Origin of the sequence: Aliiroseovarius sp. YM-037 (assembly GCF_048060095.1) — a bacterium.
In the GTDB taxonomy this organism is placed as follows: Bacteria; Pseudomonadota; Alphaproteobacteria; order Rhodobacterales; family Rhodobacteraceae; genus JBLUOA01.
Genome location: NZ_JBLUOA010000001.1, coordinates 1,771,226 through 1,786,061 on the forward strand (window position 1 = coordinate 1,771,226; position 14,836 = coordinate 1,786,061).

Consider the following 14,836-nt stretch of genomic DNA (forward strand, 5'->3'; position numbering starts at 1 on the left):
GTGAAACGCAGGATTGCGACATTCCTCGAAGCGCAGGCGGCGGAGCTGAACGCAGCCGCCAACACGATTGCCGCCTACGGGCGGGATCTGGTTAAGTTCACCGATTGGCTGGACCATCGCGGGTTGAACATCGACACCGCTGAGCGTGCGGATATTGAAAACTATCTGATCAGTTGCGATGAAGAAGGGCTGTCTCGCGCCACCCGCGCCCGGCGCTTGTCGGCCATCAAGCAGCTTTACCGCTTCGGATTTGAAGAAGGTTGGCGCGACACGAATCCCGCGCAACAAATCAAAGGGCCAAGCCGCGACAAACGCCTGCCCAAAACGCTGACCGAGGCGGAGGTTGATACGCTCCTGACGACCGCACGGACCCATGGACGATCCCCAACCGATCAGTTGCGCACGACTTGTCTGATGGAGCTTCTCTACGCGACCGGAATGCGGGTGAGTGAGCTTGTCACGCTACCCGTCGCCGCCGTCCGGGGCGATCCGCAGCTTATCCTCGTGCGCGGCAAGGGCGGGAAGGAACGCATGGTTCCTCTCTCCCCCCCGGCCCGCGCGGCGCTCGCGGAATGGCTGGTGGTTCGGGATGAGATTGAGGAAGCCGCGCAGAAAAGCGGGCGCACGCCCTCCCGTTTTCTATTCCCATCACGGTCGAAGTCCGGCCACATAACGCGGCAAAGCTTTTTCCTACTGCTCAAGAGCATCGCCCGATCCGCCGGGCTGTCGACGGACCTTGTGACGCCGCACACCCTGCGCCACGCGTTCGCGACGCACCTTCTGGCGCGCGGCGCGGATTTGCGATCCATTCAAACGCTGCTTGGCCACGCCAACGTCGCAACGACCGAGATCTACACCCACGTGCTTGATGAGCGCCTGAAAGATCTGGTGCTAGAGCATCACCCCCTCGTCCACGAGGAAGAGTAACCGCGCTGGATTATTCCGATCCGCCCGGATAACTAGACATAATTGATGAAATTGGCGCCAGATGACGGCGTCGGGAAGGCATGGAAGAAAGTCATGGACGCAGCGTTCTGGATCACATCAGGGGCTATTCTCGCGTTGTTGTTGCTGTCGGCGTTTTTCTCGGGGTCCGAAACCGCGTTGACCGCGGCGTCGCGCGGTAAACTGCGTGCGCAGGCGGACAAGGGGAACGGCGGCGCGCAAAAGGCGCTTGCGGTGACAGAGGACAACGAACGCCTGATCGGGGCGGTTCTGCTTGGCAACAACCTTGTCAACATCCTCGCCGCGTCGCTGGCGACCGCGTTGTTCACCCGTGTCTTTGGCGAAAGCGGCGTGGCCCTCGCGACCCTTGTGATGACCCTTCTCGTCCTGATCTTCGCCGAAGTGCTGCCAAAGACCTATGCGATCACGAACCCCGAAGTCGCGGCGGCGCGCGTGTCCCCGGTGATCTCGATCGTCATCCGGGTCTTTTCCCCAATCGTCATGGCGGTCCGGTCGCTGGTCCGGCTGATCCTCGGACTGGTTGGCGTCAAAACCGATCCCGACAGTCACATCCTCGCCGTGCGGGAGGAGATTGCAGGCGCAATCTCCCTCGGCCACTCCGAAGGGATGGTGGAAAAAGAAGACCGCGACAGGCTGCTTGGCGCGCTTGATCTGGGCGACCGCACGGTTGAAGAGATCATGCTTCACCGCTCGCAAATCGAAATGATCGACGCGAGCGAACAGCCCGAGGACATACTGTCGCAATGTCTGGATTCGGCCCATACGCGGCTACCGGTCTATCAGAATGATCCCGAGAACATCGTTGGCGTGGTTCATGCGAAAAACCTACTGCGCGCGATGGATAAGTTCCGGCGCGGGTCTGGCACGTCCAAGACGGCGCTCAAGGATTTTGATGTGCTCGACGTCGCAATGACCCCTTATTTCGTGCCGGAAACCACGACGCTTGACGATCAGATGCGGCAATTTCTGCGACGGCACACGCATTTTGCGCTGGTCGTCGATGAATACGGTGCGCTTCAGGGCTTGATCACGCTTGAGGATATTCTGGAAGAAATCGTCGGAGAGATCACCGACGAATTCGACACCTCGGAAGAACCTGAGATTCAGCGATCAGACGATGGCAGTTTCCTCGTTGATGGTGCGACAACCATCCGCGACCTGAACCGCACCGCCGATTGGAACCTGCCGGATGAGGAGGCCAACACCGTCGCAGGCCTCGTCATCCACGAAGCCCAGACAATCCCGACCGAGGGGCAAGTGTTCAGCTTTCACGGCTTCCGGTTCGAAGTGATCGAACGCACCGCGAACCGGATTACCCAGCTAAAGATTAGGCCGCTTTAGGGGCGATCAGCGTCCTTTGAACAACGTTCCGAAGATACCGCGCACGATGCGGCGGCCCGTGGTGCCGGAAAGCTCTTTGACAACAGCATTGCCAATCGCCTCGCCCCAGCTTTGATCGGCGCGGGTCTTGCGCGATGTCGAACGGCCCACGCGGTTGCCGGAATAACGGCGGCCAGCGCGGTATTCACGCTCTGCCATCTCTGCTTCTTCTTCGCGCCGCTCTGCTTCCTCGGCAGCCTGCGCGGCCTCTTCGGCCCGCTGTTGCAGCACCTCATAGGCCGAAACGCGATCATTCTTCGCCTCATACTTCCCCGCGATCGGAGACGTATCGATATGCGACTGACGGGTTTCCGTGGAAATCGGCCCAAGTTGCGACGACGGCGGCCGGATCAAAGTCCGCTCCACAACACCAGGAACACCTTTGTTTTCCAGCATCGATGTCACAGCCTCCCCCACTCCGACATCGCGAATGGCATCACTCGTGTCAAACTTCGGATTGCTGCGATAGGTCTCGGCCGCTTGACGCAGGGCGCGGCGGTCCCGCGCAGTAAAGGCTCGCAACGCGTGCTGCACGCGGTTGCCCAACTGGCCAAGAATATCCTCAGGAATGTCGTCTGGGTTCTGGGTGATAAAGAACACTCCGACGCCCTTCGACCGGATCAGACGCGCGACCTGTTCGACCTTTTCGACCAGCGGCTTAGGCGCGCCGTCAAACAGCAGATGCGCTTCATCAAAGAAGAAAACCAGCTTGGGTTTGTCGGGATCGCCGACCTCGGGCAGTTCTTCAAACAGCTCAGACAGCAACCACAGAAGGAAAGTCGCATAAAGCCGGGGCGCGCCCATCAGCGTGTCGGCGGCAAGGATGTTGATCCGCCCGCGCCCGTCCTGCGCCGTTGCCATGATGTCGGACAGCGCAAGCGCCGGCTCTCCAAACAACTCCGCCCCGCCCTGATTTTCCAGCACGAGAAGCCGACGCTGGATCGCGCCAACCGATGCGTTTGAAACATTGCCATACCGCAGGCCGAGCGTTTTGCCATTCTCACCAACCCACACCAACAGCGCCTGCAGATCCTTGAGGTCAAGCAGCGGAAGACCCTGTTCGTCCGCAACCCGGAACGCGATGTTCAGCACGCCTTCCTGCGCTTCCGTCAGTTCCAGCAGGCGCGCGATTAGCAGCGGCCCCATCTCAGACACCGTCGTGCGGATCGGATGGCCCTGTTTGCCGAACAGATCCCAGAACGTGACCGGGAACCCGCCATAGGCGTAATCATCAAACCTGATGGTCGCGGCGCGTTTCATGAACGCGTCGTGCAGTTTGAAACTTTCGGAACCAGCCTCCGCCAGCCCGGACAGGTCGCCTTTCACATCGGATAAGAAAACCGGCACGCCCGCATTGGAAAACCCTTCGGCAAGGATTTGCAGCGTCACGGTCTTACCTGTCCCGGTTGCGCCAGCAACCAACCCATGCCGGTTCGCGTATTTCAGCAGTAGCGCCTGCGGATCGGCATAAACATCGCCGCCCCCGCCAATAAAAATCCGATCACCCACTGCTGCGACTCCTCTACTGCGAACACGTCCGCCGAAAATACAGTCTTAACCGTTTCACGCCAGCTTTACCTTGTTTCCGGGCGGTATTTCTTGACCATCTGGGATCGTTTTCGCGTTGATCTATTGAAGGGGCGCCCCTGATCCGGCTTTCTTCCGCAAGACCATGAACTTAGTCGAATATTGACTGTTGACCGAGAAAGGGAAAGGCCGTAGCTTGCTGCTTAATTACTAAGTCGGCCAGTCCGACGGGGAGAAAAGATCAGGGAAAAGGGCCAGCTTGCGGCCCTTTTTTCGTGTCTAGCGACCTCTTGTTGTCATTCCACGCGAAATCATGGCAGAACCCCGCTGGTCAGAACGCGAAACACGGATTTCCCGACTGACAGCAGAAATGCCGCGTGCTACACGGCGCGTGAAAAACGGAGCAATGACCAAATGAACGATTATCTCAAACCGCTCGCGATCACATGTCTTCTGGCGGCCGCTTTCCCGGCGATTGCCCAAGACACGACCGAGCAGCCCGCAGAAGAAGAAGCCCCCGCCGCTGAAGCCAGCGAAGCAGACGATCCGGCGGCTGGCCTCGATATGGGGCAGGAAGTCGGCGCGGAGAATGGACCCCAGCTCTACGTCCGTGAGACATCCGGCGATTGGGAAGTCCGCTGCGTCCGCACCGAAGAGACTGAGAATGATCCCTGCCAGATCAACCAAACACTGAAGGCCGCTGAGGGTAACCCCGTTGCCGAGGTCAGCATGTTCCCCCTGCCGGAAAACGCGCAAGCGGCTGCCGGGGCGACCATCGCAGTTCCGCTGATGACGCTTCTGACCGAGCAGTTGACCCTCAAGATCGATGGCGGTGCGGCGAAACGTTATAACTTCACCTGGTGTGACCAAGAAGGATGCTATGCGCGGGTCGGCCTTTCTGCCGATGACGTTGCAGCGTTCAAGCGCGGAAATGCTGCGACCGTATCAATCGTTCCGGTTGCCGCCCCCGATCAGCGCGTCGAAGTGCCGATGTCGTTGACCGGCTTCACCGCCGCATTTGACTCGCTGACACCGAACTGATCGCGGTTACGGTGTTAAGACACGAAACGCCGCCCCGATCCGGGCGGCGTTTTTCTTTGGCGGAAGTCGGGGTATCAAGCGGCGCGCAGCGCCAGCACCGCATTCAGGCCGCCGAACGCAAAGGCATTCGATAGCACCACGTCGACCTTCTGCTCTCGCGCCTCGTTCGGAACGACATCGAGCGCGCATTCGGGGTCGGCCTCCTCGTAGCCGATGGTGGGGGCGATCACCCCGTCTTTCAGCGCCATGACACAGGCCAGCAACTCCACGGCGCCCGTTCCGCCGATCAGGTGGCCGTGCATGGATTTCGTCGAAGAAATCATCAGGCGATCCGCGTGGTGGCCGAAAACATCCGCGACAGCCGCGCATTCCGTCTTGTCGTTCGCTGCCGTGCCCGTCCCGTGGGCGTTGATATAGCCAACTTCAGCCGGATTAACCTTGGCATCGGTCATCGCGCCGGCAATCGCACGGGCCGCGCCCTGCTTTGACGGCATCACGATATCTGCGGCGTCGGACGTCATAGCAAAACCAACCACCTCGGCCAGAATCTCGGCACCACGAGCCTTCGCATGTTCCATCTCTTCAAACACGAACACCGCCGCACCTTCGCCCTGCACCATGCCGTTGCGATTGGCAGAGAACGGGCGGCAGGCATCGCGGCTCATCACGCGAAGGCCTTCCCACGCCTTGACGCCGCCGAAGCACAGCATCGATTCAGAACCGCCCGTGACCATGACCTGACACATGCCGGACCGGATGAACTGAAACGCCTGCCCCATCGCATGATTGGACGACGCGCAGGCGGTTGCCACGGTGAAGCTTGGCCCTTTCAGGTTATGCTCCATCGACACGTGGCTGGCCGCCGCGTTGTTCATCAGCTTCGGAACGACGAACGGATGGACGCGGTTCTTGCCGTCCTCGTAGACCGTGCGGTAGTTGTCGTCCCACGTATTGACCCCGCCGCCCGCGGTGCCAAGAATGACCCCGGCGCCCTGCGAAAGCGTGCCCTCAAAGCTAAGCCCGGATTGATCAACGGCCTCATTCGCCGCGAGCAGTGTGAATTGGGTGAAACGGTCGTAGAGCGCGATTTGCTGGCGGTTGAAGTGATCCTCGGGATCATATCCCTTCACCTGCCCGCCGATCTTGATCGACAGCCGGTCTACATCGCGGATTTCAAGATCGCCGATACCGCACCGACCTTCGCGCATCGCGTCGAGCGTTTCGGGAACCGACGTGCCAAGCGCGTTGATCGTTCCCTGCCCGGTAATAACGACTCGCTTCATGCCGTCTGTTCTGCGACCAGTCCGCGGACGGCTTCGACGATTGACGCGACCGAGGATATGTCAAATTCGCTTTCCGCAGGCTCGTTCGCGTTGAACGGCACCTGGATATCGAATTCCTCTTCGATCGCGAAAATGCTTTCCACCAGCCCAAGGCTGTCGATGCCAAGGTCTTCCAGCGTCGAGGTCACCTTTACATCTTCGACGTCCAATACGGCCTGCTCCGCGATGATCTTGATGATTTTTTCTTTGATCTCGTCAGACATGTCGCCCCCGGTCCTGCTTGCGGTTCATTTAGTCCTTCTGACCGCGCTTTGAAACAGCTTTTTGAAGTTCTGCAAATTGCTTCATCATTCGGGGCAGCCGCCTGAGTGACTTTTGAATCTCAACATGGCTGTCCATCTTGACCGCAGGCGAACCCAGCAGAACACGGCCCGAAGGCGCGTTGGTGAAAATCTTGGTGGCTCCACCCGCAACGACATCATCCCCGACAAAGATATTGTCGGACACCCCGCATTGCCCACCCAGCACGACGCGATTCCCGATCTTTGCCGACCCGGCAATACCGACCTGACCGCAAAGCAGGCAATCTTCGCCCACCTCGACGTTGTGACCGATATGCACTTGGTTATCGAGCTTGCTGCCCCGCCCAATCCGTGTTGGACGGATGGTCCCGCGATCAATCGTGACGTTCGCGCCAACCTCAACATCATCGCCAATCTCAACCGCGCCGAGCGAATGGATACGCGTCCAGCTTTGCCCGGTGATTTCGCCTTGGTCGCCCAGCGTTTCGCGGGCTTTTTCAACGCCCGACTTTTCCGGCGTAACAAAGGAAAAACCGTCAGACCCGACGACTGCACCCGGTTGGGCGATAAAACGATCACCGATGACCACATGCGCCCCGATATGCGCGCCAGAATGGATCAACGCGCCCTGCCCGATCTGCGCCGCCTCGCCAACCGTCACGTGCGACGCAATCCGCGCGCCCGGTCCAATCCGCACGCCGCGCCCGATAACGACAAAAGGCCCAATGGCCGCGCCTTCACCGATATCCGCTGCCGGATCAATGATCGCTGTTGAGTGTATGCCCGGAGCGATTTCCGGTCCAGGATCCATCAATTTCGTAAGGCCCGACATCGCGTAGCGCGGGCGTTCCACCAGAACCGCAGCACGCAGCCCTAGCGCCTGCCAATCCGCACCTTTCCAAAGGATCGCGACCCGCGCCTTCCCCTGACCGAGCGTTTCGGCATATTTGGGGTCCATCGCCAAGGCCAGCGCGTCGGCGCTTGCTTCGCCCGGTTCTGATGCGTGGGTTACGGATGTTTCAACAGCGCCGACAGCCTCAGCCCCCAGCGCCGCTGCGATTTCTGCGATCGTGAATCCCATTCATATCCCCAAGCTCGCGGAAGCGCGTTCCGCACAGGGGCTATTTAGCCACGAACGGCGCGAAGTGCTACCCCGGCATCGCTGAGCGCGTTCCAGATCCGCGCGTCGCGGCCATAGATATCGCGGCGATAGTTCGTGCGCCCCTTCGCTTGGGTGAACGCGGTGCGATAGATCAGGTGAACCGGAACCTGCTTTTCAAGCTCCACGAAGGTCTCGCGCCCGGTTCCCAGCCGTTCCTGAAAGAACGTTTGGGGATTCGAAACCTGCCGCGCAAGAAGCGCGTAGGCAAAGTCGAACGGGTCGTTCAAGCGGATACACCCATGCGAAAACGCCCGGACCTCGCGGGCAAACAGGTTCTGCGCCGGGGTGTCGTGAAGGTAGATATTATACTGGTTCGGGAACATGAACTTGACCTGACCAAGCGCGTTCCGGTTCGACGGCGGCTGCTTCAGGTCGAACGGGAAGGTCCGCGCTGTATACTGCGTGAAATCGACATTCGCGCGGTTCACGACCCGACCCCGCCGGTCGATCAGGCGAAGGTGCCCGGCGGCGTTCCGGTTGCGTTGCATCTGCGGCAGATACTCTTTCACGGCAATCGACCGTGGCACGTTCCATGTCGGGTTGATGACCATGTGCTCCATCACGTCGGAAAACTCCGGAGAGCGACGATCGCTGTCATTCGCCCCAACGACAGAGCGGGTTTCAAACGTCACACGGCCATTGTCGATGATCTTCGCGGTGAAATCGGTGAGGTTGACCAGAACATGCCGATCCCCGCGGTCGCGGTTCAGCCAGCGTTCCCTCTCCATCGCGACGACGATTGACTGAAGCCGGTCTTCGACGGATTTGTTCAACTCGCGGATCGTGCCTTCACCCGCGACGCCATCCGGCGTCAGGCCGTGATCGATCTGGAACTGCTGAACAGCCTGCTGCATCGCGCCGTCAAAGCGTGTGGACGCGTTGCGGCGCATGTAGCCCATCGCGATCAGACGGTTGCGCAAAGTCACCACGCGATCACCGCTGTCGCCAGGTTCGAGCTTGCTGGCCGCAACATTCGGGCCCCATCCACCACGACCAAGCAAACGCTCCATCCGTTCTTTTTCAGCCATCAACCGGGTGTATTCCGGCGTGCGCGGCGCGAGCGACCGGAACACCGCGTTCGGCGAACGTGTCGCGAGCGTTTGCAACAGCTCCACCCGATCGCGGCGTGGGATCTGGCGGACGATACCGCTGTCGACCCGACGCGGGTTGTCGATGATGCCCGTCTGCAAATCGCGTGAGAAGCGCAGATAACGACGGCTGAGGTCCACTTCCAATGCGCCGCGTTCGCGGGGCGTGCGCACATCGCGCAGCATCGCGCGAATTTCGTCGGGTCTGTAACGGTTGACCGGCAGGGCGTGATCGCCCGCCGAATTCAAAGCCCGCAAAAACGCCCGCCGACGCTGCCGGTCGCGTGATCCGTCCCCCGTCCAAAGCGGTTCATAATTCCGTCCACGGTAAAACGCTGCTATCGCCTCGTCGTCCGACGCGGCCTCTGCGACGGCCTGTTTGAAGGCGGTGACTTGCGCCGTCGCCGGCGCCCCGATCAGTGTCGCTGCGATAAAATATGCAGCGAGCGCCACGACCAGTCTGGCCACGCGTGGCTGAGCCATTGGAAAATTCATTTCAAACCTCGAAAAGCAGCGTTAGTTCGTTACCACCTAAAACTTTCGGGAAGAGTTGCCGAAAGTCCACTCACATTTGGTAAAAACAGCAACAAAACCTGGCCCTGTGCATCAAATGCCACCCCGACCTAGCAAAATCGGCACGACCGTTTGGTTTCAGCAGGTTTTTGCCGATTTTGCTTGAAAACGGGGGTGCGACACAATCAACGCTTGGTTGCCGATTCGAGATATGTCATAAAAACCGTGCATCTGGGGATGAGATTATCGAACCGCTGCCAAAGCGGGAAGAAAGGCGACGGGACAGGCGCACTCACATGACTGTTAAAACGAATACCGGGCTCTCGCGGCGCGCATTGCTAGGAGCATTTGCAGCGACTGCACTAACAGCAGCACCAACTTACACCAACGCAGCAGGCTTCTTGCGAGGCGGCGGGGACATACGACGGGTTCGCATGTATTCTGGCCGAACCGGCGAAAGCATCGACACAATCTATTGGGTCGAGGGCGAGTATATTCGCGAAGCGCTGACAGAGATTAACCACTTTATGCGCGACTGGCGCAGCGACGAGGCGATTACCATCGACGCGCGAAATGTCGACATCATGGCCGCCGCGCACAGGCTGATGGACGTGAACGAACCTTACATGCTCCTGTCCGGCTATCGCAGCCCGGCCACCAACGCGATGCTGCGCAGCCGCTCGCGCGGGGTTGCCCGCAACTCTCTCCATATGTCCGGCAAGGCGGCTGATCTTCGGCTGAACTCTCGGTCTGTCGGACAGATATTTGCGGCAGCGAAGGCATGTGCGGCAGGTGGCGTCGGGCGCTACTCCCGCTCCAACTTCGTTCATATGGATTGTGGACAGGTTCGCAGCTGGGGTCGGTAAGACGAACCGCATTGACGATGAAAGGCGCCGCTTTGTCGGCGCTTTTTTTATTCGTGGTGTGTTTCCGAAGTCAGAACCTAACTTATCGACCAGTTCTTGGTAATATCTTGGTCGGTAGCCCCAGTGGGCAAAACCGAAATCACGCTAAACGGTTGAGAAGATTGGCGCACCTGAGAGGATTCGAACCTCTGGCCTCTGCCTTCGGAGGGCAGCGCTCTATCCAGCTGAGCTACAGGTGCGTTGGCGGTGGATATAGGGCATTGGCCCCTGCCCCGCAATCGCTAATTCAGGCGAAAAGTTCGTGACATAGCTCTAATGCGTCGATCAGCACGTCGACCTCCTCACGCGTGTTATACAGCCCGAAGGAGGCGCGCGCCGTGGCGCTGACGCCAAGCCGCTCCATCAACGGCTGGGCGCAGTGGTGGCCCGCGCGCACAGCCACGCCTTTCTTGTCGAGAACGGTTGAGATGTCATGCGGATGCGCGGCCCCGTTCAGTGTGATTGAAAAGATCGCCCCCTTGGTCGCACTGGTTCCCTGCACGTTTAGCCAGTTCAGCCCGTCCAGACGATCACGGGCGTAGTCGCGCAGAACCTTCTCATGCGCCGCGATGTTTTCCATTCCAAGCGCCATCATATAGTCGAGAGCGGCCCCCAGACCGATCGTTTGCACGATGCCGGGCGTTCCGGCCTCAAACATCATGGGGGGGACGTTGTAGGTGATCGCGTCTTGCCCGACTTCGCGGATCATGTCGCCGCCACCCATGAACGGCCGCATCTCGATCATCCGTTCACGTCGCATGAAGATCGCACCGGACGCAGACGGCCCATAAAGCTTATGCCCGGTGATCGCGTAGAAATCGCATCCGATGTCGGCCACATTGACCGGCTGGTGAACCGCCGCCTGACTGCCATCGACAAGGACCGGCACACCGCGTTCGCGCGCGCCATCGCAGATCGCCTTGACGTCAACAACGGTGCCAAGGACGTTTGACATGTGGGTAACGGCAATCAGCTTGGTCTGGTCGCTGATCGCATCCAACACTCGCTGCGGGTCGAGGTCACCGTTCGAATCCACATCGACCCATTTCAGGACGACGCCCAAGCGTTCGCGCAGAAAGTGCCACGGGACGATATTCGCGTGATGCTCCATCACACTCAGGATGATCTCATCCCCAGCCTCCATCCGCGGCATGGCCCAGCCATATGCAACCGTATTGATTCCCTCGGTCGTGCCGGAGTTCAGCACGATCTCCCGTTCATCCGGCGCACCAAGGAACCGCGCAATGATGCCGCGCACGGCCTCATACCGCTCGGTTGAGATATTGGAGAGTGTGTGCAGACCCCGATGGACGTTGGAGTATTCCTCGGCATAGCCGCGCGTCACAGCGTCGATCACCGCCTGCGGCTTCTGCGCCGACGCCCCGTTGTCGAGGTAGACCAACGGTTTCCCGTTCACCGTCCGCGACAGGATCGGGAAGTCTTTGCGGATCTCAGCAACGTCATACATCGTCACGCTCCAATATTCGGGGCCAATCCAAACATACTGAGCAGCAGCAGGAATGGTAAAAACGCGATCATTCCAGCAAGGAAGATCACCAGAAAGGTTTTGCCAAGGGATATCCCACCATGAGCAACCGACACGAAGTTCAGCATCAGCCAAAGCAGGTAGATATAGGTCGCAAACAACACGACCTGCCCCAGTTCGGGGGAGATCAGGAAAGCAACAATATCCACGACCATCGCGAACAGCGCGATAACCCGGAGCCAGACATCGACAAGCAGGATGTCAAAGAAAGTGCCTGTTCCGCCAAAGCCGCGCCCTAGCTGTGCGATGACAAAATCAAGCGCAACCAGCAACACCGCCGTAACAGCAACGGACACGAACGGATCGGGCAGCCTGATAGGCTCCCCATCCACGCCGAGTGCTTCGGGCGTCACAGCCTCATGCACATAGCCAAGGATCGTGCCGAGTGTCAGCGTGATGGCGAGCGAAATCCAGATCGCCTGACGGCTCAACCCGAGCGCCAGAACCCGCGCCGCGCCCTCTTTCGGGTTGCGGACCGACAGTTTGACGAGAGCGAGCAGAAAGCTGAGAGGCGTCATCGGGCGTGTCCTTCGTCTGTCCGTCAGCCGACCGTCGCGTCAGGCGCGAGCGGGCTACCCGCCTCGGCCACGCGCAGGGCGCTGATCCAAAGCCATAGGAACACGACACCCACACCCACATTGACAAGGGTGAGCGCCGGACCTTCACCGATAAACCCGGCGACAAGCCCGTGAAACAGCATCAGCGGGCAAATCACCAGCAGCGACCAGAACAGCGCCAAGCGCGCCGATAGCCAAGTGCCCTGCCCGCCAAACGCTTTTGCTACCGCATGGCTCAGCGCGGCGAGGGCGTAGAACACAAGCGGCGCCATCAGAACAGCGCCAAGAAACGCGCCGCCTGCCAAAGTTGAAAACTCCCCATCTTCGGGGCGGATGTGCGCCTGCCGGGACAAAAGCGGCAAACGCGCGACAAACATCAGGAAGCACGCGGTCATTACGTAGGCAAGAGCACGTTCTTCGCCCACGCCAGCGGCAAGCTGCCGCGCCATAACACGGCGCGGCGCACGGTATGCCTCAACGATGTCGCGGGTGACAGACATTGCGACTTAGTCGCGCCGACGCGACAGCCAGCCCTCAAGCCGGGTCACGAGGTCTTCGGAAATCGCGTCATCCTCGATCTCATCAATCGCTTCGGCAAGGAAAGCGAGGACGAGCAAATCCTGTGCTTCGGCCTCTGGCACACCCCGCGCGCGCAAATAGAACAGTGCGTCCTCGTCGATTGCGCCAGAGGTGGACCCATGCGAACAAGCGACGTCATCCGCATAAATCTCAAGCTCCGGCTTGGCGAGGAACTGGCTGTCCCCGTCCAGCAGCAAGGACTGACTAATCTGATACCCGTCAGTTTTTTGCGCCCCCGGTTGGACAAGAATTTTGCCTTGGAAAACACCAGTCGCCCCGTTCCGCAGAACTTTCTTGAACACCTGCCGACTTTCGCAATTCACCGCATCGTGGGTGATGAAAACGGTATCATCGTGGTGAAAGTCTCCGTCGCCCATCGCGGCCCCGGCGACGTGCGCAACCGCGTCATCGCCCTTTATGTCCAAAACGACCTCGTTCCGCGTCATCACGCCGTTGGCGGTCAGCGTAAAGCTTTTGAACGTGCTTTCCATGCCGAGCCGCCCAAACAGATGCGTCGCCGCGCAGCGTTCGTGATCGCGACCTTGGGCGCGGACGTGGTGGAATTTAGCGTTGTCCGCGACGTCGACTTCCATCACCTTGTTAAACCGTGCCGCCGCGGGGCCGTTTTCCAGCACCGTCAATTCTGCATCGCGTTCGACCTTGATGGCGTGATGCAAGATCGCGTCGGAACTCTCTGATTTATGGAGATAAACCAGAGAAATTGGCTTGCTGACCGGCTTAGTCGCGCGGATCACGATACCATCACTCGCAAAAGCCGTATTCAGGGCTGCAAGCGGGCGCGAAACCGGGGTCTGGCCGCGTTCTTCCAATCGGCCATACAGGTCCATCGCCCAGTGGATGTCCGTCGCTGTGGCGTCTGCCAAACGCTCAATCTCAACGCCTTCCATCGAAAGATCGTCCGACGCGTCGGCATCGAAAACGCCATCCACGAAAACAACCTTGAGGCAATCGATGGAGTGGAACAGAGGCGGCTCATCCCCCGCATCGAAAATCGCCGCGTGTGGGGCGACCGCCGCAGTCAGACGATCCGGGCGAGTGAATTTCCAATACTCATCCCGACGCCCCGGCAGACCCGCCGCACGAACACGCGCGAGAGCTGACTCGCGGCTCGCCTTGGCCCAGTTCGCGCCCGCCGGCATCGATAGAGTCGCCAGCCGCGCTTCGGTTTCATCATGTTTTGTCTGCGCGAGCGCCATTACGCATCCTCCGACAGCAGATCCGCGTATCCGTTATGTTCAACCTCAAGCGCGAGTTCGGGTCCACCCGACTTCACGATCCGACCATCCGCCATGATGTGAACAACGTCGGGTTTAATGTGGTCCAGAAGTCTTTGATAATGTGTGATAACCAAGAATGACCGCCCCGCATCACGCAGCGCATTCACACCATCCGCGACCAGTTTCATCGCATCGACATCGAGGCCAGAGTCGGTTTCATCCAAAACGCACATCTTCGGCTCAAGCATTGCCATCTGCAAAATCTCGTTCCGCTTCTTTTCGCCGCCGGAGAAGCCGACATTCACCGGACGTTTCAGCATATCGGCGTCGATTTTCAGATCTTTTGCCTTCGCGCGTATCAGCTTTAGAAAGTCGGCAGCGGACAGCTCCTCCTCCCCACGCGCCTTGCGTTGGGCATTCACTGCGGTGCGCATAAACGTCATGTTCCCGACGCCCGGAATTTCGACCGGGTATTGGAAGGCAAGAAACAGCCCCATCGCCGCGCGTTCCTCGGGATCGAGATCAAGCAAATCTTCGCCCGTCAGGGTCGCGCTGCCCTCGGTTACTTCGTAACCGTCACGGCCGGACAGCACATAGGACAGCGTCGACTTGCCAGAGCCGTTTGGCCCCATAATCGCGTGCACCTCACCGGCGCCAACGGCCAGGTCGACACCCTTCAGAATGCGCTTATCTTCTTCTTCAAGTTTGACGTGCAGGTTCTTGATTTCTAGCATTTCTTCCTCATTCAT

14 protein-coding genes and 1 tRNA gene are annotated in these 14,836 nt (G+C 59.5%); 4 read left to right on the forward strand and 11 right to left on the reverse strand.

The window, feature by feature from the left end; genetic code table 11:
* Together ACEWPJ_RS08755 and ACEWPJ_RS08760 are read left to right on the forward strand one after the other, a co-directional pair.
* Nucleotides 1-927, forward strand: a complete 927-nt coding sequence (locus tag ACEWPJ_RS08755; protein ID WP_416512492.1) for a tyrosine recombinase — start codon at nt 1-3, stop codon at nt 925-927.
* Nucleotides 928-972: 45 nt separating this feature from the next.
* Nucleotides 973-2,307, forward strand: coding sequence for an HlyC/CorC family transporter (locus tag ACEWPJ_RS08760; RefSeq protein ID WP_416512493.1), 1,335 nt, complete (start codon nt 973-975; stop codon nt 2,305-2,307).
* Between the two features lie 6 nt (nt 2,308-2,313).
* Here the strand turns inward: ACEWPJ_RS08760 and ACEWPJ_RS08765 are convergent, their stop codons facing one another.
* Nucleotides 2,314-3,855 (reverse strand): helicase HerA-like domain-containing protein, encoded by a 1,542-nt coding sequence (locus tag ACEWPJ_RS08765; RefSeq protein WP_416512495.1) that lies wholly within the window; start codon nt 3,853-3,855, stop codon nt 2,314-2,316.
* Between the two features lie 432 nt (nt 3,856-4,287).
* On the opposite strand from ACEWPJ_RS08765, the gene ACEWPJ_RS08770 reads away from it, so the two are divergent.
* Nucleotides 4,288-4,914, forward strand: coding sequence for an invasion associated locus B family protein (locus ACEWPJ_RS08770; protein ID WP_416512496.1), 627 nt, complete (start codon nt 4,288-4,290; stop codon nt 4,912-4,914).
* A gap of 74 nt (nt 4,915-4,988) precedes the next feature.
* On the opposite strand, the gene ACEWPJ_RS08775 is transcribed toward ACEWPJ_RS08770, so the two are convergent.
* From ACEWPJ_RS08775 to ACEWPJ_RS08790, 4 genes are read right to left on the reverse strand one after another with little or no spacing between them, the layout of a single operon-like run.
* Entirely contained in the window at nt 4,989-6,197 is a 1,209-nt protein-coding gene (locus ACEWPJ_RS08775) for a beta-ketoacyl-[acyl-carrier-protein] synthase family protein (RefSeq protein ID WP_416512497.1), read from the reverse strand.
* Nucleotides 6,194-6,460, reverse strand: a complete 267-nt coding sequence (locus ACEWPJ_RS08780) for an acyl carrier protein (protein ID WP_416512499.1) — start codon at nt 6,458-6,460, stop codon at nt 6,194-6,196. Before ACEWPJ_RS08780 ends, ACEWPJ_RS08775 begins: the two co-directional genes overlap by 4 nt.
* Before the next feature lie 28 nt (nt 6,461-6,488).
* The gene (gene lpxD / locus ACEWPJ_RS08785; RefSeq protein WP_416512500.1) at nt 6,489-7,580 is read right to left on the reverse strand and encodes a UDP-3-O-(3-hydroxymyristoyl)glucosamine N-acyltransferase; all 1,092 of its coding nucleotides are present in this window, start codon (nt 7,578-7,580) and stop codon (nt 6,489-6,491) included.
* Nucleotides 7,581-7,624: 44 nt separating this feature from the next.
* Nucleotides 7,625-9,232 carry a L,D-transpeptidase family protein gene (locus tag ACEWPJ_RS08790; RefSeq protein WP_416512502.1) on the reverse strand — a complete coding sequence of 536 codons (1,608 nt, stop codon included), beginning with the start codon at nt 9,230-9,232 and terminating at the stop codon, nt 7,625-7,627.
* A 326-nt stretch (nt 9,233-9,558) separates the two neighbouring features.
* On the opposite strand from ACEWPJ_RS08790, the gene ACEWPJ_RS08795 reads away from it, so the two are divergent.
* Entirely contained in the window at nt 9,559-10,128 is a 570-nt protein-coding gene (locus tag ACEWPJ_RS08795; RefSeq protein ID WP_416512503.1) for a YcbK family protein, read from the forward strand.
* Nucleotides 10,129-10,290: 162 nt separating this feature from the next.
* Here the strand turns inward: ACEWPJ_RS08795 and ACEWPJ_RS08800 are convergent.
* From ACEWPJ_RS08800 to sufC, 6 genes are all read right to left on the reverse strand, one after another.
* A tRNA-Arg gene (locus ACEWPJ_RS08800) sits at nt 10,291-10,367 on the reverse strand.
* Between the two features lie 47 nt (nt 10,368-10,414).
* Entirely contained in the window at nt 10,415-11,635 is a 1,221-nt protein-coding gene (locus ACEWPJ_RS08805) for a cysteine desulfurase (RefSeq protein ID WP_416512504.1), read from the reverse strand.
* A gap of 2 nt (nt 11,636-11,637) precedes the next feature.
* A complete protein-coding gene (locus ACEWPJ_RS08810) occupies nt 11,638-12,231 on the reverse strand; it encodes a YIP1 family protein (RefSeq protein WP_416512505.1) in 594 nt (197 codons plus the stop codon).
* A gap of 23 nt (nt 12,232-12,254) precedes the next feature.
* Nucleotides 12,255-12,770 carry a YIP1 family protein gene (locus ACEWPJ_RS08815; protein WP_416512506.1) on the reverse strand — a complete coding sequence of 172 codons (516 nt, stop codon included), beginning with the start codon at nt 12,768-12,770 and terminating at the stop codon, nt 12,255-12,257.
* Between the two features lie 6 nt (nt 12,771-12,776).
* On the reverse strand, nt 12,777-14,066 hold the full coding sequence (sufD, locus tag ACEWPJ_RS08820; protein ID WP_416512507.1) for a Fe-S cluster assembly protein SufD: 1,290 nt from the start codon (nt 14,064-14,066) through the stop codon (nt 12,777-12,779).
* A complete protein-coding gene (gene sufC / locus ACEWPJ_RS08825; RefSeq protein ID WP_416512508.1) occupies nt 14,066-14,821 on the reverse strand; it encodes a Fe-S cluster assembly ATPase SufC in 756 nt (251 codons plus the stop codon). The genes sufD and sufC overlap by 1 nt, the downstream gene beginning before the upstream one ends.
* Between the last annotated feature and the right edge of the window lie 15 nt (nt 14,822-14,836).

Excerpts from the sequence above, each read along its gene's own strand:
- ACEWPJ_RS08795 (WP_416512503.1), top strand. The coding sequence starts at position 9,559 with ATGACTGTTAAAACGAATACCGGGCTCTCGCGGCGCGCATTGCTAGGA.
- ACEWPJ_RS08790 (WP_416512502.1), bottom strand. The coding sequence starts at position 9,232 with ATGGCTCAGCCACGCGTGGCCAGACTGGTCGTGGCGCTCGCTGCATAT.
- sufD (WP_416512507.1), bottom strand. The coding sequence starts at position 14,066 with ATGGCGCTCGCGCAGACAAAACATGATGAAACCGAAGCGCGGCTGGCG.
- ACEWPJ_RS08810 (WP_416512505.1), bottom strand. The coding sequence starts at position 12,231 with ATGACGCCTCTCAGCTTTCTGCTCGCTCTCGTCAAACTGTCGGTCCGC.
- ACEWPJ_RS08815 (WP_416512506.1), bottom strand. The coding sequence starts at position 12,770 with ATGTCTGTCACCCGCGACATCGTTGAGGCATACCGTGCGCCGCGCCGT.
- ACEWPJ_RS08770 (WP_416512496.1), top strand. The coding sequence starts at position 4,288 with ATGAACGATTATCTCAAACCGCTCGCGATCACATGTCTTCTGGCGGCC.
- ACEWPJ_RS08780 (WP_416512499.1), bottom strand. The coding sequence starts at position 6,460 with ATGTCTGACGAGATCAAAGAAAAAATCATCAAGATCATCGCGGAGCAG.
- ACEWPJ_RS08760 (WP_416512493.1), top strand. The coding sequence starts at position 973 with ATGAAATTGGCGCCAGATGACGGCGTCGGGAAGGCATGGAAGAAAGTC.
- sufC (WP_416512508.1), bottom strand. The coding sequence starts at position 14,821 with ATGCTAGAAATCAAGAACCTGCACGTCAAACTTGAAGAAGAAGATAAG.
- ACEWPJ_RS08775 (WP_416512497.1), bottom strand. The coding sequence starts at position 6,197 with ATGAAGCGAGTCGTTATTACCGGGCAGGGAACGATCAACGCGCTTGGC.
- lpxD (WP_416512500.1), bottom strand. The coding sequence starts at position 7,580 with ATGGGATTCACGATCGCAGAAATCGCAGCGGCGCTGGGGGCTGAGGCT.
- ACEWPJ_RS08805 (WP_416512504.1), bottom strand. The coding sequence starts at position 11,635 with ATGTATGACGTTGCTGAGATCCGCAAAGACTTCCCGATCCTGTCGCGG.